This is a genomic window from Desulfovibrio sp. TomC (assembly GCF_000801335.2).
In the GTDB taxonomy this organism is placed as follows: Bacteria; Desulfobacterota; Desulfovibrionia; order Desulfovibrionales; family Desulfovibrionaceae; genus Solidesulfovibrio.
On record NZ_JSEH01000011.1, the window covers coordinates 157,586 to 177,850 of the forward strand.

Consider the following 20,265-nt stretch of genomic DNA (forward strand, 5'->3'; position numbering starts at 1 on the left):
CGCTTATCTCATGTGTCTCTGACGGTAGCCCGCCTCGTCGTGTGCAAAACCGCCCGGCACTTCCTCTTCCTTGAAGAAGATGTACGGGTTGGAGCGCGGCTCTTTGACGTGCTGCGGCATGGCCTTGATGTTGGTGACCTCGAGCAGCTTCTGGAAGGACAGACGCTTCATGGTCTCGCCCACGCGCTCGCGGTTCTTGCCTTCTTCCATCCACCAGTCCCAAATGTTCTCGATGACTTCCTTGATCTCGTCGTAGGGCTTTTCAACCACAACGAAGGGAACGAGCAGCGAAGACATCTGCGCGCCGTCCAGGATGGGGGCCTTGGCGCCGAGCAGGATCGAAGTACCGGTTTCGAGACCGATCTTCACGGCAGCGGGCATGGTGTTGATGCAGTGCATGCAACGGGTGCAGTTGGCATTGTCGATGGACAGCTTGGCGCCGTCGTAGGACATGCAGCCGGTGGGGCAGCGATCCACGACTTCCTTGACGATGTCGAACTTGCCCCAGTCGCGACCGGAGTGGGAGCCGCCGCCCGGCTTGAATTCGCCGGCGACATAGGCCTTCACGCGGTCCTGGTCGATGCGGATGTCGTCCTTCCAGGTGCCGATGACCGAGAAGTCGGAACGGGCGATGGAGGCGACGCAGCCGTTGGGGCAGCCGTCGAACTTGAACTTGAACTTGTAGGGGAAGGCCGGACGGTGCAGTTCGTCCTGGTAGTCATTGGTCAGGGTGTGGCACAGGTCCTGGGTGTCGTAGCAGGCGAATTCGCAGCGCGACTGGCCCAGGCAGTCGGCCGGGGTGCGCAGGTTGCCGCCCGAGCCGCCGAGGTCGGTGTTCATCTTGTGGGTGACGTCGAAGAAAATTTCTTCCAGCTGCGGGGTGGTGGTGCCGAGCAGCACGATGTCACCGGTCGAGCCGTGCATGTTGGTCAGGCCGGAACCGCGCATATCCCAGATGTCCATGATGCCGCGCAGGTAATCGGCGGTGTAGTACTTGCCGGAGGGCTGGGCCAGACGCACGGTGTGGAAGTGGGCCACGCCCGGGAACATCTCGGGCTGGTCGCAGTAACGGCCGATGACGCCGCCGCCGTAACCGAAAACGCCCACGATGCCGCCATGCTTCCAGTGGGTCTCTTTGTCCTTGAAGGAAAGTTCCAGCACGCCGAGCAGATCGTCAGGGCAGTCAACGGGGACCTGATAGTCCACGCCGTCGGGGTTAGCGGCCCGGTGGGCTGCTTCCTGTTTGATGTCGGACACGAAGCTGGGCCAGGGCCCAGTTTCGAGCTGGTCCAACAAGGGAGTTTGGTGTTTCGCCATTTGCTTCCTCCAGTGGGGTTTGAAGAGTTACCGCCTTAACCAGCTAACACGCGCTCCGTGCGGGCTTGCGCGCCGCTTAGGGCGCCCTCCCCACCGACCGACCCTGCTCGCCGACGGATGGGGTGTTATTCAATTGGGGGTCAGGAAACGAAACGTGAACTTTTGAACAATCGCTCCCGATCTAAAATGACAACAGCCGTTATGTCAACGGCAAACCGGGCTTAGAGCGAGAACTCCCGGAACATTGTTCTTACCACGAGCCACCCCGCGTTGCAAAGCCTATTTCCGGCCACCCCGGGTCCACGGCCCGAAACTTGCCAAACGCCGCCTTTTGCACCATCACCGCTGCATGCCGTCTCCCCGACCTGCCCCGACCTGCCGCCGTTGCGGCCGCTGCTGCCGCCTGGGCGGTCCGGCCCTGCACGCGGCCGACGCCCCGCTTGTCCGCCACGGCCGCATCACCCTGACCCAGCTGGTCACCCTGCGCCGGGGGGAAGGCGTCACCGACAACGTCGTCGGCACGGTCGGACCCTCGCCGGCCGAACTGGTCAAGGTCCGCCCGGTCCCCGGCGGCCGGGCCTGCCTGCTGTACCGCGACCCGCCGGCCTGCGCCGTCCACGACGCCAGCCCGGTGGAGTGCCGCGCCCTTTTTTGCGACGATCCCGCCGCCCTGGCCGGCCTGTATGCCACGGACCGCCTCACCCGGGCCGACCTGATCGAGCCGGGCAGCGCCCTGGCCGAACTGTGCGCCCATCACGAGACCGAGACCGATCTCACCCGGCTGGCCGGGCTGTGCCGTCTGGCCGCCGGCGGCGATGCCGCCGCCCGGGAGCAGGTCGCGGCCCTGGCCCGCTTCGACGCCGCCATGCGCGACCTGCTCCCGGCCCGCCTTGGCATCGACCCGGACACGCTGCCCTTTTATCTCGGCCGCCCCCTGGCCCAGGCCCTGCCCGCCCTGGCCGCGGCCGCCGTCCCGGGTGGTCTTTACAAGCGCCGGCCATAGGCCTACATCCCATCCTGCCAGTTTTGCCGGCACTCCGGCTTGGGGGAGTTCACCAGATGATGTTCAAAGCACTGCTCGTCAGCCTCTGCCTCTTTTTCGCCTCGCCGCTTGCCGCCGCAGAGGATTCCAGACACACCTTCGGCAAATACAGTTTCGGCCAGGACTGCCAGTCGCTTTTTTCCGGCCCCTCCTATGCCGTGGAAAAAGCCCGGCCGGTCTGGGACCCGAAATATCAGATGTTTGGCCTGGAGCATGACCCCGACGTCAACGCCAAAAGCCCGTTTGTGCTCCACTACGACCGCGACGAAAAGCCCAACTTCCAAGGCGTGCCGCTGGGCCGCGTCTATTACGGCTGCACCAAGTCCTCGGGCCGCTTTTCGCTGGTCCTTATGACCCATGACCTGATTTCTGTGCCCCTGCTCGTGCAAAAGGCTTCCGCCCTCTACGGCCCGCCCACCATGACCACCATGATTCAAACCATCTGGAACCTGCCGGACCTCTACGTCCAGATCGATCAGGTCTATATGATCATTTACGACACCCGGGCCGGCAAACCAGACGGCCAGTCCTAGGCATGGCTTCCGGGCGCAATCTGCGCTTCATCGAGGCAGCCCGCACCCTGGCCATGCTCGTAGTCGTCTGGTCCCACGCCAGCAACACGGTCTGTTTCCGTGAAGGCGACTTTTCGGTCACCCCCCTTTTCACCTCCTGTCTGGTCACCTTTGCCGTACCGGCGTTCTTCTGTATTTCCGGCTACCTGCTCTCGCTTTTCACCCCGCCGTCCGACCCGTCCCAGTCCGTGCGCCCGTTGCGACAGGCCAAAAAAATCGTGCTGCCGTTTCTGGCCTGGAACGCCGTCACCCTGCTCGTGCTGCGCCTGGGCTACGGGATACCGCTGGTTTCCTGGTCCGGTCTCGCCGATCTGCTCACCGGCGTGGCCCAGCTCTACTACCTCTTCGCCCTGCTCCAGTTGCTCGTCCTGACCGCCCTGGCCGCTCCCTTTGCCAGCCCGCAACGGCTGACCGCCTGGACCGCCATCGCGGCCGCCGTCACCGTGGGCTTTTACGCCGCCTCGACCCTGGCCCTGTATGTGAGCCCTCCGACCAGCCACGCCTTCGAGCTGGTCGCCATCAAGTGCGGGCCGGTTTGGATAGGGTTTTTCTTCCTGGGGGCCTGGCTGGCCCGACACGGCGACGTTTTCGACGCCCTGTCCCGGCGCTGGCCGCTGCTTGTGGCCCTGGCCGTTGCCGCCTTCATCGTCTATCTGGCCGAAGTGGACGGACAGGCCCGCCGCCTGGGGGCCAACTACCGCCAGTATTTCCTGCTCTCGGGCCTGCTCTTTCAGACCGCCGGCAGCCTGGCCCTGCTGACGGCCTGCCGGGCGGCCGAAGCCCGGGGCGGACGGCTTTTTGCCCTTCTGGCCGAGGCCGGCCGGGACACGCTTGGCGTCTATCTGGCCCATTACACGATTGTCCTGATGTTTTACGCCCTGCTTCCCCCGCCCGTGGCCCCGGCCCTGCGCCTGCCGATTGGCGCGGCCGCCCTGGTCGTCTCGTTTGCCGGTTCCCTGGCCCTGACCCGGCTGGCCCGCCGCCATGCCGGCTCCCGGCTCTCCCGACTGTTTTTCGCCGTTTAGAGGAAGACGGAAGAAGCCTCCGGCGGCCGGGGGGATGATCCCCCCGGACCCCTGCAAAGGGGGACGCTTTGTACGGCTGGAATCCCGCACGCATTTGCCTTGCCGTCGGTCCAGCCGCAGAGCTGGCCGCCACGGCGGCCGACCGGGATTGCCCGGAGCGTGCGGCAAATGAGTTGGCAGCACTTCTTTAATTGACAATGATTTTCAATTTCGACTAAGGAAGGTTCCCAGAGGCCACGCGGACGGCCCCGGAGGACCCCCATGGAACGCAAGACCCTGTTTGAGAATGCCGAGTTTGCCTGCCCCATCGTCGGCACCTGCCTGACCCTGTCCGAACTGCGCCGGATCTGCCGCAAATTCGGCGACGCCGTGCCGGAAAACGCCTCGGACTACGAGGCCCACGTGTTTTTGGTGGGCCAGGCCAAGATCGCAGGCAGCCCTGCGGTCAAATACCTGCAAAAATACCTCGATAAGAAATACCGCCGGGAACTGCGCGCCTTTTGGAAAACCGAAGACGAGGCCGCATTGCGGCGGCTGTGGCGCGACCGGGCCGATGCCGGCGACGTGCCCGGGCCGTTCTGGGCGCTGATGTCCCACCCGACGGCCAGCGACGGCCTCCTGCGCGATGTCTACGGCGAAATACACATGCTCTCCCACCGGGTGGGCGCGGCCAACCGGGCCGACCTGTCCAAGCTCGCGCACCTGGAGGACAAGCTGACCGAAGTGACCGCCGCTCTGGAGGATAGCAAAGTCGTGCTGCGCCAGGCCGTGTCGGTCTGGAAAACCCGCTGCCGCCAGGCCATGGAAGAACTGGCGGCCGAACGGGGCAAGCGCCGCAGCGCCGAACGCGAACGCATCTCCCTGCGCCAGGCCATTGAAAATTCCGCGGTCGCGGCCGTGAGCCGGGAGCGCGACGTCCTGCGCGACCAACTCCTGGAAGTGTCCGACCGTTTGGCGTCCACCGAGGCCGAAGCCGCCAGGCAAGCCCTGCTCCTTGAGCGCATGCACGCCGATCTGCACAGGACCCGGCAGGAACTGGCCGACCGCGACAGCGAAGTGGCCGCCCTGGAAGCCTCGCTCTTTTCCGCCCTGGGCGACGCCGCCGCCGCCCACGCCGCCCATGCCGAGCACCACCAAGGCGAATTGGCCGGCCTGGACGACCAGATGGGCGGCCATTGCCAGGGCAACCCCGCCTGCACCGGCGGGTGCGCCGCCGACCCGGCCGCCTGCAAATGCCGGGCGGCCCTGCAGCGCGGCCTGCCCGTGGACACCGCCATCACCGGCAAACGGGTCCTCTACGTGGGCGGCCGGTCGTCGCTTGTGGCCCATTACAAGGTCCTGGCCGAGAAATTCGGCTGCGAACTGCTCCACCACGACGGCGGCCGGGAACAGTCCTCCCACCGGTTGTGGGAACTGCTCGGCTCGGCCGACGCCGTGGTCTGCCCCGTGGACTGCGTCAGCCACGAGGCCTGCTCGCTGGTCAAACAAGCCTGCAAAGGATGTCTCAAACCCTTGATCCTGGCCCGATCCTCGGGGCTTTCCAGCCTCGCCCGCTCCCTGGCCGAACTTGGCGCGCCGGCGCAGTAGGCCTCCCACCTTCCCCGGGCCACGGTTGCATCCGCCGGCCCGACCGGCTATTCCTTTCGGGAAGCGCTCCGCACGGGGCGCTCCCCAAAGGAGATTTTTATGACCCCTCGCCGCAATATTTCCTCCGGCTCCAAATGGGAACCGCTTTTGGGCTATTCCCGGGCCGTCGTGGCCGGCAACACCGTCTACGTCTCCGGCACGGTCGGCGCTGCGGCCGACGGCACCATCCCGGACGGGGCCTATGCCCAGACCGTGCGCGCCCTGGAAATCATCCGCGACGCCCTGGCCCAGGCCGGCGCGGACATGACCAATGTCGTGCGGACCCGGCTGTTTTTGGCCGACATGGGCGATTTCGACGCCGTGGCCAAGGCCCATGGCGAGGTGTTCGGCGACATCCGCCCGGCCACCACCATCGTCGAAGTGGCCAAGCTCGTGGACGCCGCCTTCCTGGTCGAAGTCGAGGCGTTGGCTGTTATCTAGGAGCCTTGGGAAAAAGCAGGAAGAGTGCCTCCGGCGGCCAAAGGGCAGTGCCCTTTGGAAACCCACTTTAATGAAAGGTTTCCAGAGGAGGACTCCTGCCGCAGCATGGCAAGAGCGGGCCAGGACGACCCTGCGGCGCAAGCCGCCCCATGGTCCTTGCCGTTTGGGAAATCGTGACCATGTTCTCCAAAGCCGTCCCGCACGGCCCGGCGAGTGGCGTTTTCGCAACAAGCCGGCTGGTTTCCCCTTGCGGGGATTGTTTTTTGCGGGTAATTTGTGAAAAAAGTATCATAATGAGGCCCGCAGCCCATGAAACATGAGATCGTCATCTGCATGGGCAGTTCGTGTTTCGCCAGAGGCAACCGCAAACACCTGCTCATGATCGAACAGTATCTGGCCGACCACGGGCTGACCGAATCCGTTGTCCTGACCGGTTCGCGTTGTGAGGACCAATGCCGTTGCGGCCCCAACATCCGCATCGACGGCCAACTCTACGGCGAAATCAGCGGCGAACGCCTGCTCGAACTCTTAAGCCGCCATCTGGCCGGCTGATTCCCTTGCCCAATGCCATCCCTGGCGGTACACCGGCCCTTGTCCGGCCAGCTCCCCCCCGTTTCCACCCTCCGAGTGGTTCCCGGCAACGGCGGACTCCCCCAGCGATGCCCCTAAAGCCCTTCTCCCGGGAGGCGACATGCTTTCGCATTACCCCATCTATACCATCGAAGCCGAGTGCCAGGACTGCTATCGCTGCCTGCGCCAATGCCCGGTCAAGGCCATCCAGGTGGAAGGGGGCCGGGCCACGGTTGTGCCGGAACTGTGCATTGCCTGCGGCCAGTGCGTGGCGGCCTGTCCGTCCCACGCCAAGCAGGTGCGCAGCGACCTGTTTCCCGTCTACAAGCTGCTTCGTTCCCAGCGCCCGGCCTACGTGTCCCTGGCCCCGTCGTGGGTGACGGAATTTCCCGACGTCTCCCCCGAATCCATGATTGCCGCCCTGCGAAAGCTCGGGTTTTCCGGGGTGTCGGAAACAGCCCTGGGCGCCCAGGAAGTCTCGGCCGCCGTGGCCGGCATCCTGTCCCAAGGCGGCCCGAGACTGCAGCTCTCCACCGCCTGCCCGGCGGCAGTGGATTTCATCCGCGGCTACATGCCCGAGCTGGTCCCCAACCTGACCCCGCTGCTTTCGCCCCTGCTGTCCCATTGCCGGATGCTGCGCCGCGCCTACGGCCAGGACATCGGGGTGGTCTTTTTTGGTCCCTGCGTGGCCAAGAAAACCGAATCCGACAACCATCCGGCCCTGCTTGACGCGGCCATGACCTTTACCGATCTGCATGTGATGTTGCGCGAGGAACATATCCGCCCGGAGGACCTCGTGCCCGGACCGGCCGACATGTTCATGCCCCATCCGGCCAGGGAAGGCGCGCTGTATCCTGTGGAAGGCGGCATGTCCGACACCATCAAGGCCTATGCCGGCAACGACCAGGTCTGCTTCACCACGCTGTCGGGCATCGCCACCATTGAATCCGCCCTGCAGGGCATGCACAACCATGTCTTGCCCCGTCCGGTGTTCATCGAGATGCTGGCCTGTGTTGGCGGCTGCGTGCGGGGGCCGTGCGTGTCCAGCCGTCGCCCCAGGCTCCTGGACCAGCTCGACGTCTTTGACCGGGCCGTCCACCCCGGGGCGGATCTGAGCGTGCGCCAGCCGTCGGTGTCCATTGCCGAACGCAAGAATCCCTCGCCGGTCGATCTGCCGGTCTACAGCGAGGACCAGTACACCAAGGTGCTGCGGCTTATCGGCAAGTTTGCCCCGGAAGACGAGATCAACTGCGGCGGCTGCGGCCACGAGTCCTGCCGGGGGCTGGCCCGGGCCATGCTGGAGGGCTTGGCCGAGCCGTCCATGTGCGTCCACTTTCTGCGCAAACGGGCCACCCGAAAAGCCAACGCCCTGTTGCGCTGCATCCCGGCCGGGGTGGTCATCGCCAACAACAAATTGCAGATCATCGAGTGCAACGAGCATTTCGCCCGGCTGTTTGGCGAGGAGACGCTCATGGCCTACGAGGCCAGTCCGGGCATGGAAGGCGCTGCCCTCGATAAGATCGTGCCGTTTATAAGCCTCTTTCGCCGGTCGCTCGAAACCGAGACCGACATCCACCGCGACGCCCTGCGCTACGACGACCGGGTGTTTAGCGTCAGCATCTTCACCATCGAACCGCGAAACGTCATTGGCGGCATCGTCTTTGACGTCACCGGATCTGAGCTTCGCCGCGACGAGATCGCCACCCGGGCCAGGGAGATCATCCGCAAGAATCTGGAAACCGTGCAGGAGATTGCCTGCCGCCTGGGTGAGAACATGGCCGACACCGAGATCCTGCTGCGCTCCCTGGCCGAGGGCTTCTCCAGCGGGGCCAAGCGCATTGGCGACAAGGACATGCGGGGTCGCCGGTCATGACCGAAGACATGTTTGTGGAAGTGGAGGCGACCCAGCGCAATCGCTATGGCGAGGACATCTGCGGCGACGCCTTCAAGACCTTGCGCATCGCCGACGAGGGGCGCGTCATCGCGGTCCTGTCCGACGGCCTAGGCCATGGCGTCAAGGCCAGCATCCTGTCGCTCATGACCGCCACCATGGCGCTTAAATATACGGCCAAGGACGCCGACATCGTGCGCACGGCCGAAGTCATCATGGACGCCTTGCCGGTGTGCCAGGTGCGAAAGATCAGCTACGCCACCTTCACCGTGGTCGACATCTTTTCCGACGGGGCCACCCGGGTGGTCGAGATGGACAACCCGCCGGTGATCCTGTTGCGCGACGGCCGCAACCAGAACCTGGACTTCGAGGAAGTGTCCTCGCCGCGCTACAACGACCGGGTCATCCGGGTCTACGATCTGACCATGCAACCCGGCGACCGGCTGATCTTCACCTCCGACGGCATCACCCAGGCCGGGCTTGGCTCGGAACGGATGCGCCTGGGCTGGCGCGTCAAGGGCTGCCGGGAGTATGTCGAAGAGACCGTGGCCAAGGACCCGAACATCTCGGCCCGCACCCTGTCCCAAAAGATTCTCGGCCAGGCCCTTCGCCAGGAACCGTTCCAGCGGGCCTACGACGACATGACGGCGGCGGTCATCTATTTTCGCCGGCCGCGTCGGGCCATCGTGCTCACCGGCCCGCCGTACGCCGCCCACCGCGACAAGGAATTCGCCGAGATGCTGGCCGAATTTCCCGGCCGCAAGGTTATCTGCGGCGGCACCACCGCCAATATCGTGGCCCGGGAACTTGGCCGGGTTATCCGCGACAGCCTGCGCGGCGGCGGATCGGGCGACATCCCGCCGGCCGCGGATATGGAAGGCGTGGATCTGGTCACCGAGGGCATCCTGACGCTGACGCGGGTGGCCCGGCTGCTCGAACAGGACGATGCGCCCCGGGAGAAAAATCCCGCCGTCGAACTCTATAATATCCTGGTCGACAGCGATTCCATTGAATTTGTCGTCGGCGCACGCATCAACGAAGCCCACCAGGACCCCAACCTGCCCATCGACCTGGAAATCCGGCGCAACATCATAAAGCGCATCTGCAAGGTTCTGGAAGAAAAGTACTTGAAAGAAACCCGGATGAGCGTTTTTTAGCGCTGCGGGCTGGGAAAAGGGCCGCGTCCGGCCGGAAACCGCCAGGCCGGGCTGGACGCGACCCCGCGCCGGGGGGGGCATTACTCCCCGACGGCGCAAGCCCGATCGGGATACGCCCGGGACGGCAGGGCCGTCGCGAAGTGCCCAAGAATCGTTTTATAGAGTTTGCTGCCGCAACCGGCCCGGCCCCGGGCCAGGGTCAGCGCTTTTTCAAACTGTGCTGCGGCTTCGTCGTGCTGCCCGGACTGGTGCAGGGTCAGCGCCAGCCGGTAGGCTGAATTGGCGGTCACCACGTCCAGGCCGCCGTCTGTTTCGCCCAGTTCCACCGATTGGCGCAGCAGCGCCTCGGCCTGGTCCAAATCACCCGAGGCCATAGCCTCCATTCCTGTTTCGCGAAGCTTGCGCACCTTGCTGGTGAGCAAGCATTTTCCACCTGTGCAAGCCATACTCGTTCTCCTTTCCTCGTATCCGCCCGGGGCTGCCTCGATCTCCGGCCGCCCGGTCATATCAACTGAACCCCAGGCGGGATTCCAAAGGGCTCAGCCCTTTGGCCGCCGGAGGCATGCTTTCTCTTCGTCGTTGCAGCATACCCCTATGCCGCGCTTTGCAGCACGTCCCTGGCCCAGCCGGCAGCCTCGGCCTCGTCCGGGTCGCCGTCGATTTTAAGCGGCAGCCCCACGACCTTGGCCCCGAGCTGTTCGGCCTTTTCGGCTATGGCGTCCACGGCTCCGCAAAAGTGCGTGTAGCTGGAGTCGCCGCAACCAAAAACCGCCACCGCGCGCCCTTCGAGGCCGGCTTTTTCCAGGGCATCGTAAAGGGGCACAAAGTTTTCCTGGAGTTCGATTTCGTCATCGCCCCAGGTGGAACAGCCAAACAGGACCAAATCGTAGCCCTCGGCCAATCCATCGGCCGACACCGTGGCCGCATCGTGCACATCCACCAGCATGCCTTCGCTTTGCAGCGTCCGGGCCACATACCCGGCCACGGATTCCGTATTGCCGGTGGTGGACCCGAAAACAACGAGCGCCTTGGTCATCGTCTCCTCCGTGGGGTTTACGGACAGTCGGCCGTCCCGGGGGAGACGGGCGCTGTGTTGATTTGATATTTAATGAAAATGATTTTCAATGTCAATACCATTCACTGCCATTTCCGTCGCTTCCCCCGCTGCCCGGCCCGCAGTAGGGTTGCCGCAGCAACCCGCAGCCAAAGGAGGAACCATGGCCCGCAATATCGAAATAAAAGCCCGCATTTTGAATGTAGCCGCCCTGGCATCGGCGGTGGCGGCTCTGGCGACGGCCGGCCCCACGGTGCTGACCCAGGACGACACGTTTTTCCATTGCCCAAGCGGCCGCCTCAAGCTGCGCCAGCTCTCGCCCAGGGAGGGCCAGCTGATCTTCTACCAGCGCCCGGACACGGCCGGTCCCAAGACCTCGCGCTACGACATCAGCCCGACCGACGCGCCGGCCGACCTGCGCCGCACCCTGGGGTTGGCCCTGGGGGAATGCGGCCGGGTGCGCAAAGCGCGCATCCTCTACCTGTGCGGCCGCACCCGGGTGCATCTGGACCGGGTGGCGGGACTGGGGGACTTTCTGGAACTGGAAGTGGTTCTGGGCGAGACGGAAGACGAGGCTGTCGGGCTGGCCGAGGCGCACCAGCTCATGGCCGCCCTGGGCATCGGCCCGCAGGATCTGGTGACCGGGGCCTATGTCGATCTGCTGGCAGCGGCCGGCCAGGACGGCCGGCCGCTGTAAACGGCGTTTGGGACGGGGACGTCAGGCCAGTTTGGCCGAGAGTTCGCCCCAGCGCATGTACAGGCGCTCCACTTCGGCTTCGGCGGCCTGGAACACCTCCAGACGCCGGGCCAATTCGTGGCCGTCGGTGGCGATGGCCGGATCTTCCAGGGCGAGCCTGGCGGCCTCGACTGCGGTTTCCGCCGCCAGGATGGTCGCTTCGATCGTGTCGTATTCCCGCTGTTCCTTGAAACTCAGCTTCTTTGAGGGCGCGTCCGTCTTGGGCTTGCCCTTGGCCTGGGCCTTGGCCTCCCGGGCCTCGGCCCGCTCCCGGGCCAGGAAATCCTCTTCCCACTGGGCGTAATCGGCATAGACCTCGGCCCCGCCGGCCCCGTCCAGGCCAAGGAGCACCGTGGACACCCGGTCAATCAGCGACCGGTCGTGGGTGATGAGCACCACCGCGCCCGGGAAGTCCACCAGACTTTCCTCCAGCATCTCCAAGGTGGAGATGTCCAGGTCGTTGGTGGGTTCATCCAGAAGCAGCACATCGGCCTGGCGCAGCATGAGCCGGGCAATGAGCACCCGGGCCTGCTCGCCGCCGGACAAAAGGCCCACCGGCAGATCGAGCTGGTCCGGGCGCAGGGCGAACCGCTTGGCCCAGGTGACCACATGGACCGGCTGGCCCCGGTAGATGACGCTGTCGGCATCCGGGGCAAAGGCGTTTCGCAGGGTCTGGTCCTTGTCGAGCTGTTCGCGCTTCTGGTCGAAGGTGACGATCGACAGGCTCGGTGCGCTGGTCACGCTGCCGGCGTCGGGACGTTCTTCCCCGGCCAGGACCCGCAGCAAGGTGGACTTGCCCGAGCCGTTGGGACCGACCAGTCCCAGGCGCACTCCGGGCGACAGCACAATGTCCAGGCCGGAAAAAAGCGTGCGGCCGTCATAGCCCCGGGACAGGTTCTCGGCCACGACGAGCCGTTTGGTCTGGCGGCCGGTGCCGGAAAAATCGATGGCCGCCTTGGCCGTGGCCCGGTTGCGCTCCCGGGTGGCGGCGAGATTTTGCATGAGCGTGCCGGCCGCGTCGATGCGGGCCTTGGCCTTGGTGCCCCGGGCCTTGGGACCGCGCCGCAGCCATTCGATCTCGCGCCGCGCCTTGTTGGCCAGGGTGCGCTCCAAGGCTCCCTGGGCGGTTAAAAAGGCCTCTCTGGCCTCCAGAAGCGCGCTGTAGGGACCATCCACGGCCAACACGCCCTCGGGATAGACCGGCGACAACTCCACCGTGCGGTTGGCCACGTTTTCCAGAAAAAACCGGTCGTGGCTGACCACCACAAAGGCAAACAGCGCCCCGGACAGGAAGCGTTCCAGCCAGAGAATCGACCGCAGGTCCAGATGGTTGGTCGGCTCGTCCAGGAGCAGGACATCGGGTTCGGCAACCAGAGCCCGGGCAATGGACAGGCGCTTTCGCCAGCCGCCGGAAAGCGACTCCACCGAAACCGTGGGATCGACAAAGCCCAGACGGCCAAGGACCACGGCCGCCCGGCCGCCGGCCTCGGCTTCGGCCGGGCCGAAGGTCTCGGCCACGGCCCGGGTGACAATCTCGGCCACGGTGTCCCCGGGTTCGAAGGCGTCCTGCTGGGACACATAAGCCAGCCGCGCCCCCTGGCGCAGGGTGCGCTCCCCGGCGTCGGACCCGATCAGCCCGGCCATGATTTTAAGGAGTGTGGACTTGCCCGACCCGTTTGGGCCAATAAGCCCGATGCGTTCCCGCTCGCCTACGGCCAGGGAAATGCCGGAAAAAAGCTGGCGGATGCCGAAAGACTTGGAAATGCCGCGAAGGTTGATAATGCAGACGCTCATGGCCGCCTTGAGTAGACAAAGCCGGCCAGGGCGTCAAATGCCGTCTTGCCCGGCGGGAGCGCTTCCGGCCCCTGCCAGCTCGAAACAAAAACGGCTTCCCTGGCCAAGCGCCGACTCCACCCAGATGCGACCATGATAATTTTCCACGATATGCCGGGAAATAGCCAGGCCCAGGCCTGTGCCGCGCACATGGGGCGGTTCCTGCTCCGGGGAATCCAGCTGGTAAAATTTTTCAAAGACCCGGGAACATTGCTCCGGCGGGATGCCCGGCCCGGTATCGGCCACACAGACCGTAAGGCCGCCCGTCGTGTTGCGCCGGGCCGACAGGGTCACCTGCCCCTGTTTGGTATATTTGGCCGCATTGCTCAGCAAATTGAGCACCACCTGGACAAAACGGTCGCCATCGACATGGACGTCGGGCAAGTCGTCGGAGAAATCCGTGGCAAAGCGGACCGGACCATGGCCCGAAAAAAGCCCCCGGCCCGAATCCGCGGCCCGGGCCAGCAAACCGGCCGCCGGTGTCGTGCGGTCATGCCACTCCACCTCTCCGGCCTCGATCTTGCCCATATCCAGGAAGTCGTTGACCAGCCGGGTCAGGCGTTGCCCCTCCTCCATGATAATGCCCAGGTTGCGCCGGATACGCTGGCCTTTCCTGGCCAGGACCGGGTCTTCGACCGCTTCCGGGGTGCAGACGGCCAGAAAATCCTTATCGATGAGTCTGACAAAGCCCAGGATAGAGGTGAGCGGGGTGCGCAATTCGTGGGAGACCGTGGCGAAAAACGAGGATTTGAGCGTATCGAGTTCAGTCAGCCGGGTATTGGCCTGTTGCAGTTGGGCAGCCTTTTCCGCCAGCTCCCGGGTCCGCTCGGCCACAAGGCCTTCCAATTCCCGATTGAGCAGGGCCAGCCGGCTCTCGGCGTTTTTGCGTTTGGTGACGTCCTCAAAAGCGGCCACCACGCCGATGGCGTCGCCAGTCGAGGCCACAGACAGGGGAGCGGCGCTCACGGCCAGGATGCGCACCACTCCCGAGGCCTGGCGGTAGCGCAGCGTCTTGCCGAAACGGGGGGATTTCCGGCGCTGGGCCATGGCCACCGGCAACGCCTCGAAAGGCAGCGGCCGGCCGGAACGGCTCTCGAAACGCGCTTCCCAGCCGGGCTGTCCGGCGTCTTCGCCCAGGATTTCCAGCCCCCGGGCATTGATGTAGGTGAGAACGCCGGCGGCATCGAAGGTGGCGATGCCGACCGGGCTGGTGCCGGTGACGGCCCGATAGCGGGCTTCGGACAAGCGCAGGCGGACCACCATTTTTTGCAGGGAGTAGAGAGCCAGGGCCACCAAGGCCAGAACCCCGAGCGAAACCAGGCCGTTGACCGCCGCCAGCCGGGCGGCCGGAGCCATGGTTTCGCTGGCGTCGGCGGTGACGACCACGTCCCAGCCGCATTCCGGCAGATGCGCGGCCAGGGCCAGACGTTCCCGGTGCGGTCCCTGGTAGCGGACAAACGATCCGGCGGCGGTGGCGTCCAGGGCCGCAGCCAAAGGCAACCCGGCCACCAGGACCTTGGGGGAAAGGGTTCGGGATCGGGCCAGCAGCACATCCTGGAAAACAATGGCGGCCCCGTCCTCCTTGCCCATTCGTGATTCTTCCAGAAGCCTGGCCCCGAACTCGCCGACTTCCAGCCCCAGGGCCAGCGCCCCAAGCACGCTGCCCTGATCGTCCACAACCGGGGCAGCCACCACCAACGTGGGCCGTTGGCTGATCTGGCCGAGCAGGAGGGTTTCCGTGGCCAACTCGCCGGCCAGGGCCTGCCGGAGATACTGCCGGTTGGACAGATCGATCCCGACAAGCTCCGGACGCGAGGCCGCCGCAACAATGCCGTCGGCACGAATCAGCAGCAGCTCCTCAAAAGAAGGATGGCTCAGACGACGGGCCATCCGCTCGCCAGAGGCGTTTCTGGCCGACTGGCCCAGATAGCCCGGCCCCAGCGCCAGTCGAAAAATCTTTTCATGACTCCAGAGCCGCACGTCGTGACGCAGTTCCGAGAGCCGGCTGCCGAGTTCCCGGACCTGGACGGCCAAGGTCTGGCGCATCTGCTCGACGACAAGGTTTTCGACAGACTGGCGGGTATAAAAAAAGGACAGGGCCACGGTCAAAGCCAGACCCGCAAAAACGAGACACAGGATCGGAACCAGCCGGACGGTCCCTTTCATGGCAACACAATCCCGGCGGCTTCAATGATCTCAAAAGGGATGTCGATCCCCAGACGCGCAGCGGCGGCGAGGTTGAGCATCACGACGCCCTGGTCGTTTAGGCCCACCGGCAGGGTCCCGGCCGCAATTCCCTTGGCGGCAATTGCGGCGGCCATGGTCCCGGCCAGATAGCCCTGCTCCTGCCCGGACTCCAGCACGCCAAACAGATGACCGTCCCGGATTGCCACACCGGCAAAACCCAGCAACGGCTTGCGGTTGTTTTCCCGTGTCCAGGCCATGAGCGCTTCGGGAGCAACCACGCCCTGGCCATCGTCCCGGCGGATGCTCTGGTAGAGGCCCAGGGCCAGGATATCGACCTCGTCCTGATAGCGTTTGATTTTGTCGCGCCACTCGCTTTCGGTGCGCACCACGTCCACGTGGCGCACCTCCAGGGCGAACGGCCCGTTTTGGGCCAGCTCCTCAGCCAGATCAGCCACGACGTAGCGGCCCGATTCCGAATCCTCGACGATCAGGGCCACGGTTTTGGCCGCCGGCAGGATGCGTTTGCCCAGGGCGAACGCATCCCGGTAATGCCATCGCTCCCGGATGCCCGAGACATTGGCCGCCGGGTAGCCATAGTTGGCAAGCGGGGCATTGACGCCGCAAAAGACGACCTGGGGACCTGGCTTGTCCTTGAGATAGGGCACAACGAGATAGTGCTGGGCGGGGTCATCCACGGCAATGACCACATCCGGGGCAAACTGCCGGATGCGTTCAACCATGTGCCCGGTCTGCCGGGCCAGGGACTCAGGATCGGGCTGGCGTTTGGCGTCGAGGTAGGCGAACTCCACCACCGGCGACAGCGGAGCCAGGGCTTCGAGCAGCCCCTGGTTGATGTGTTCACACCAGATATAGTCGGCGTCATAGCTCTGGGCCACGAACACCCGAAGCGGCGGCCCGGCCAAGGCGAGGTTTCCTCCTGGCCGACCGGTCGGCGCCAGGACCCACAGCACGACGGCAAGAGCCAGCAGCCCCGGCCTGGACCGCATATTCATGCGCTTGTCCCCCAACGGGCGATAAAAGCCAGGGAAGGGCCGGGTAAACCCCTCGTGCGGCCCAGCCGCTACTACGTCCTGCCCACTGCCGAAGAGGGGGCGATCACGACCTGATTGCGTCCGCTTTCCTTGGCCCGGTACATGGCCTCGTCGGCCCGGGCCACCAGCATGGCCGGCCCGACATCGGCTTCATAGTCGGCCACCCCGAAACTGGCGGTCAGGTAGCCGACACCGGGGAAATCGGTCTCCCGGATCTCCCGGCGCAAGGTTTCGGCCAGGTTCCTGGCCTCTTCCACGGCTGTTTCCGGACAAATCAGCAAAAATTCCTCGCCGCCCCACCGTCCCACGATATCCGTATCCCGCACGGCGGTCATCAGGATATCGCTGATGCGAACCAGCACCACATCGCCGATCCCGTGGCCAAATGCGTCGTTGACGTCCTTGAAGTTGTCGATGTCGATCATGATCACGGTGAAGGCCGTGCCATACCGCTCGGCCCGCCGCCATTCTGCCGCCAGGGATTGGTCGAGTTTGCGGCGGTTGCACAGCCCGGTCAACCGGTCCGTGAGGGAAAGCACGGCCAATACGCGGTTTTTCTCATCCAGTTCGTGATTTTTCTGGGCCAGTTCCCGGGTCCGTTGCCGCACCTTGTCTTCGAGATTGACCACAAGGTCGTGGATGCGCCTGTTCATGGCCCGCAGGGATTCGGCCAGTATGCCCAGTTCGTCGCCGCCGGACACGGCAATTGCCGCGTCAAGATTGCCGTCGCGGACGCTGCTGGCATACTGGGTCAGGGTCACGAGCTTACTGGTGATGGCGTTGTGGAGCATCCGTCCCACCAGGATGACGCTGCCAAAGCCAAGCAGGGCCGACACGAGGATGATGCCGCCGGCAATACGGCTGGCCCAAAGGATGCGTTGCTTGGCCCGGGCCACATCAGCCGCAGTAATCCGCTTGAATTCCTCGGAGATCGGGTCAACGGCCTTGGCCTGGAGAGCGAAATCATTGGCATTGGCGCTCGTGGCGGCCACAGCGTCAAGGAGACGGGCAGCCAACCGGTCAAAGGCCTCAAAGAGCCGGGCGGCCTCAGCCTGCAGGGCCGGATCGCGGCCCGCCTCGGTGGCGACCAGACGCCGCAGGACGTCGATCTTGTTGCTGGCGGCCTGCATCACCGGCCGTTGCCGGGTGATTTGGTACTGGCGTACCAGAAGATCGGTCTCGCGCAGGGGATAGGCGGCCTGGGGCAGACGGTCCAGACACTTGGCCAGCCCGGCCAGCGCGGCGGCAAGCTGGGCATCAAGCCCGGTCTCCGGGTCGCCGATGAGGGTTACGAGCTCGTTTTCGCTCAGCAAGGTCTGGGAAAAGCGCTTGGCCGTGGAGGTAAAAAAATTCATGTCCACTTTGTGCCGGGCGATGGCGCTGCCCGGGGCCAGAGCGGCAATGGCCCGGCGTAAATCCTCGCTCAGTGCGATGACCCTGGCGGCCACGGCCAGGGCCGGTTGATTGTAACGTTCCTGGGCCTGGGCAAAGCCGATCACCGGCGCATGCAGCACAAAATCCCGATACAGGCGTCTGGCTTTCTCCAACTGGCCTTCCAACTCCAGCACCCGGCCACGGATGTCCATGTTGGCCACAATGTCGGTTTCAGCGCCGCGCACCACCGCCAGTCCGACGAAACCGGCCACGCTGGCCATGGCAAAAAAAAGAAAAAGTACGGCAAAGGACAGCCACAGCTTGGCGGTTATGCTGCAATTGTCCCAAAAAGACCAACGCTGCATGGCTTGGTCCTTACCGGGGCGCATAGGTATAGACGACATTGGCGGTAAGCCCGGCCACACCCTTGGCCGGGTCATCCATGCGAAGAACATTGAACCGTGGTTCGGCACAATCGCCAAAAGCGTCGCACTGCAACGCGCCGCCAACCCCCGGATACTTGGCCGTCGCAGCCAGGGCCTCGCGAAGCGCCTGCCGGCCGATGACAAGCTGACCATTTTTCCGCTGTACTGCGGCCCGCTCCAAAGCGGCAAAAAGGATACCGGCAGCGTCATAGGCGCTGGTATAATAGTCTGTTGGCGGCTCCATGTGATACTTCTCGCGATACCGCGCACGAAGGATATCCAAGGCCGGACCAGTCGGCGGCGTCGGCCCGACAAAATACATTCCCTTGGACGCATCCCCCACGGCCTCGATAAAGGTGTTCTCAATAAGCGAACCGTCGCTCATGAGCGTCACCCCGGCCATTTCCGGCATGGACCGCGCCGCCAGCAACACATAGTTGCCTTCGGGCTGAAACAGCGGGAAGAAAAGCAATTCCGCCTTGGACGCAGCCACGGCCTCCAGGACAGGACGCATGTCGGCATCGCCTTTGTCCACGGCCGCGAACAAGACCGTGCGTCCGCCCAGACGCTCAAATTCCGTGCGAAATCCTTCGGCCAGACCCCGGGTGTAGATGTCGCCGTCGTGAATCATGGCCGCGCCGCGAACCCCAAGCACCTCATAGGCAAAACGGGCGGCAGCCGGGCCGGAATGTTCTTCGTTGGAGGCGGTGCGAAAATACCCCGGCTGCCATTTGGGCGCGCGCTGGCCGCCGATGGAGGTGAGGAACGGCGCACTGTTGTTGCCTGAGATCATGGACAAGCCGGCCTCGGTCATAACCTGGGCTGCGGCTGCGGCATCGCCGGAGCAGGTCGTGCCGAAAATAGCCGCCACGGCCGGGTCGGAAACAATGCGCAGGGCGGCGTTGGCCCCGCCTTCAGGCCGACAGCCGGTATCCTCGATGACCAGTTCGACCGAATGGCCGAGCACCTTGCCGCCGTGATCGTCCAGGGCCAGCTCCAGACCCCGCAACTGCTCAAGTCCCAGAGGCGCCACCTTCCCGGTCAGGGCCTGGATCACGCCCAGCCGCAGCGCACCGCCGGCCGGTATCTCGACGCAACCCAGCACATCGGTGCAGTTCTGGGGTTTGCCGTTGGACACCATTGACCACCCGGCAGCGACCGCCAAAAGCAGGCCCACGATCCCCCCGGCCCAGAGCAAACGTCGTCCCATGCATCCCCCGTAAGCATACCGTTGCGAAGCGGACATTCGCCCCAACCCCATGCATCGACCGCTTCAGCGCAATTCCCGTCAAGCAGGCCTTCAGCCCCAATCGGCCCGAGGATCTCCTTTTGATACTTCCCAGGGCAATGTAATGGATTTCGGCCAAAGGAACCACCCCTTGCCGTCCAATGGGAAAACACCACCCCCAAAGACCGCCCGAAGAACCAGACGCACAGTCTTCATGCCCCGGCAACGCCTTCGAAGCCCCCCTGTCAGGCACGTTCCAGAGCGGCATCGCTGCACTGTCGCAGGATAAGCCGGGGAGAATCCCAGTGCGGGCCGACAAGCGGTGAAAGGGACCGGACAACTCTGCCGACACTGTCAATCTTCCCGATGAGCTCACTGGAATCAAGCCTTTTCGCTGTATACCGGGTGTCGAGGCCCAAAACACCGAATGCCTTCTCAAGAATCTGTGTGCTCCCTGACGGCATTTTGGAACTTGTCCAAGACGTATGGACCAAGAAGCGCCTTGTCAGTGACGACGCCGGGCTCAATTGATCAAATCAAAACTGCTGCATAATTTACTAATGTCGATGGCGTGTTCATTTTTTTCCGAAAGGTGATTTTCAATCTCCAATACCTGGCTAAAAACTACGTTTTGAACCTGAAAAAGCTCGCCTTGGTCACACCTTGCAAAATTTACGATCGTCTCGGAAGCGACTTTCTTTGCCGTTCCTGGATACATAAAAAAGAAAGGCCCTG

18 protein-coding genes are annotated in these 20,265 nt (G+C 64.3%); 9 read left to right on the forward strand and 9 right to left on the reverse strand.

Going from position 1 to position 20,265, the window contains the following annotated elements; genetic code table 11:
- Positions 1 to 3: 3 nt before the first annotated feature.
- On the reverse strand, positions 4 to 1,317 hold the full coding sequence (dsrA, locus tag NY78_RS12540; RefSeq protein ID WP_043636399.1) for a dissimilatory-type sulfite reductase subunit alpha: 1,314 nt from the start codon (positions 1,315 to 1,317) through the stop codon (positions 4 to 6).
- Positions 1,318 to 1,666: 349 nt separating this feature from the next.
- On the opposite strand from dsrA, the gene NY78_RS12545 reads away from it, so the two are divergent.
- The 8 genes from NY78_RS12545 (at position 1,667) to NY78_RS12580 (ending at position 9,641) form a co-directional block, all read left to right on the forward strand.
- Positions 1,667 to 2,320 (forward strand): hypothetical protein, encoded by a 654-nt coding sequence (locus tag NY78_RS12545; protein WP_043636480.1) that lies wholly within the window; start codon positions 1,667 to 1,669, stop codon positions 2,318 to 2,320.
- Positions 2,321 to 2,376: 56 nt separating this feature from the next.
- Positions 2,377 to 2,892 carry a hypothetical protein gene (locus NY78_RS12550; RefSeq protein ID WP_231583983.1) on the forward strand — a complete coding sequence of 172 codons (516 nt, stop codon included), beginning with the start codon at positions 2,377 to 2,379 and terminating at the stop codon, positions 2,890 to 2,892.
- A gap of 2 nt (positions 2,893 to 2,894) precedes the next feature.
- Positions 2,895 to 3,956 (forward strand): acyltransferase, encoded by a 1,062-nt coding sequence (locus tag NY78_RS12555; protein ID WP_043636401.1) that lies wholly within the window; start codon positions 2,895 to 2,897, stop codon positions 3,954 to 3,956.
- 261 nt (positions 3,957 to 4,217) lie between these two features.
- The gene (locus NY78_RS12560; protein ID WP_043636403.1) at positions 4,218 to 5,543 is read left to right on the forward strand and encodes a DUF2325 domain-containing protein; all 1,326 of its coding nucleotides are present in this window, start codon (positions 4,218 to 4,220) and stop codon (positions 5,541 to 5,543) included.
- A 99-nt stretch (positions 5,544 to 5,642) separates the two neighbouring features.
- Entirely contained in the window at positions 5,643 to 6,023 is a 381-nt protein-coding gene (locus tag NY78_RS12565) for a RidA family protein (RefSeq protein ID WP_043636405.1), read from the forward strand.
- 309 nt (positions 6,024 to 6,332) lie between these two features.
- On the forward strand, positions 6,333 to 6,575 hold the full coding sequence (locus NY78_RS12570; protein WP_043636406.1) for a (2Fe-2S) ferredoxin domain-containing protein: 243 nt from the start codon (positions 6,333 to 6,335) through the stop codon (positions 6,573 to 6,575).
- A 139-nt stretch (positions 6,576 to 6,714) separates the two neighbouring features.
- A complete protein-coding gene (locus tag NY78_RS12575) occupies positions 6,715 to 8,466 on the forward strand; it encodes a [Fe-Fe] hydrogenase large subunit C-terminal domain-containing protein (protein ID WP_043636408.1) in 1,752 nt (583 codons plus the stop codon).
- The gene (locus tag NY78_RS12580; RefSeq protein ID WP_043636410.1) at positions 8,463 to 9,641 is read left to right on the forward strand and encodes a SpoIIE family protein phosphatase; all 1,179 of its coding nucleotides are present in this window, start codon (positions 8,463 to 8,465) and stop codon (positions 9,639 to 9,641) included. Before NY78_RS12575 ends, NY78_RS12580 begins: the two co-directional genes overlap by 4 nt.
- Before the next feature lie 80 nt (positions 9,642 to 9,721).
- Here NY78_RS12580 and NY78_RS12585 read toward each other — a convergent pair whose 3' ends face one another.
- Both NY78_RS12585 and NY78_RS12590 read right to left on the reverse strand, forming a co-directional pair.
- Positions 9,722 to 10,087: a tetratricopeptide repeat protein gene (locus tag NY78_RS12585; protein ID WP_043636412.1), complete on the reverse strand. Its 366-nt coding sequence runs from the start codon at positions 10,085 to 10,087 to the stop codon at positions 9,722 to 9,724.
- A gap of 146 nt (positions 10,088 to 10,233) precedes the next feature.
- Positions 10,234 to 10,677 carry a flavodoxin gene (locus tag NY78_RS12590; protein ID WP_043636415.1) on the reverse strand — a complete coding sequence of 148 codons (444 nt, stop codon included), beginning with the start codon at positions 10,675 to 10,677 and terminating at the stop codon, positions 10,234 to 10,236.
- A 181-nt stretch (positions 10,678 to 10,858) separates the two neighbouring features.
- On the opposite strand from NY78_RS12590, the gene NY78_RS12595 reads away from it, so the two are divergent.
- Complete coding sequence (locus NY78_RS12595; RefSeq protein WP_043636418.1) at positions 10,859 to 11,392, forward strand: class IV adenylate cyclase; 534 nt, start codon at positions 10,859 to 10,861, stop codon at positions 11,390 to 11,392.
- A 21-nt stretch (positions 11,393 to 11,413) separates the two neighbouring features.
- Here NY78_RS12595 and NY78_RS12600 read toward each other — a convergent pair whose 3' ends face one another.
- From NY78_RS12600 to NY78_RS25510, 6 genes are all read right to left on the reverse strand, one after another.
- Entirely contained in the window at positions 11,414 to 13,225 is a 1,812-nt protein-coding gene (locus NY78_RS12600) for an ABC-F family ATP-binding cassette domain-containing protein (RefSeq protein ID WP_043636421.1), read from the reverse strand.
- A 33-nt stretch (positions 13,226 to 13,258) separates the two neighbouring features.
- On the reverse strand, positions 13,259 to 15,430 hold the full coding sequence (locus NY78_RS23125; protein ID WP_053062201.1) for a sensor histidine kinase: 2,172 nt from the start codon (positions 15,428 to 15,430) through the stop codon (positions 13,259 to 13,261).
- Positions 15,427 to 16,464, reverse strand: coding sequence for an ABC transporter substrate-binding protein (locus NY78_RS12610; RefSeq protein ID WP_043636425.1), 1,038 nt, complete (start codon positions 16,462 to 16,464; stop codon positions 15,427 to 15,429). Before NY78_RS12610 ends, NY78_RS23125 begins: the two co-directional genes overlap by 4 nt.
- Positions 16,465 to 16,535: 71 nt before the next feature.
- Positions 16,536 to 18,242, reverse strand: a complete 1,707-nt coding sequence (locus tag NY78_RS12615) for a GGDEF domain-containing protein (RefSeq protein WP_043636427.1) — start codon at positions 18,240 to 18,242, stop codon at positions 16,536 to 16,538.
- Positions 18,243 to 18,252: 10 nt separating this feature from the next.
- Positions 18,253 to 19,512: a branched-chain amino acid ABC transporter substrate-binding protein gene (locus NY78_RS12620; RefSeq protein WP_043636430.1), complete on the reverse strand. Its 1,260-nt coding sequence runs from the start codon at positions 19,510 to 19,512 to the stop codon at positions 18,253 to 18,255.
- Between the two features lie 541 nt (positions 19,513 to 20,053).
- Positions 20,054 to 20,265 (reverse strand): hypothetical protein (locus NY78_RS25510; RefSeq protein ID WP_231583984.1); only part of this gene is annotated, 212 nt, incomplete at its 5' end.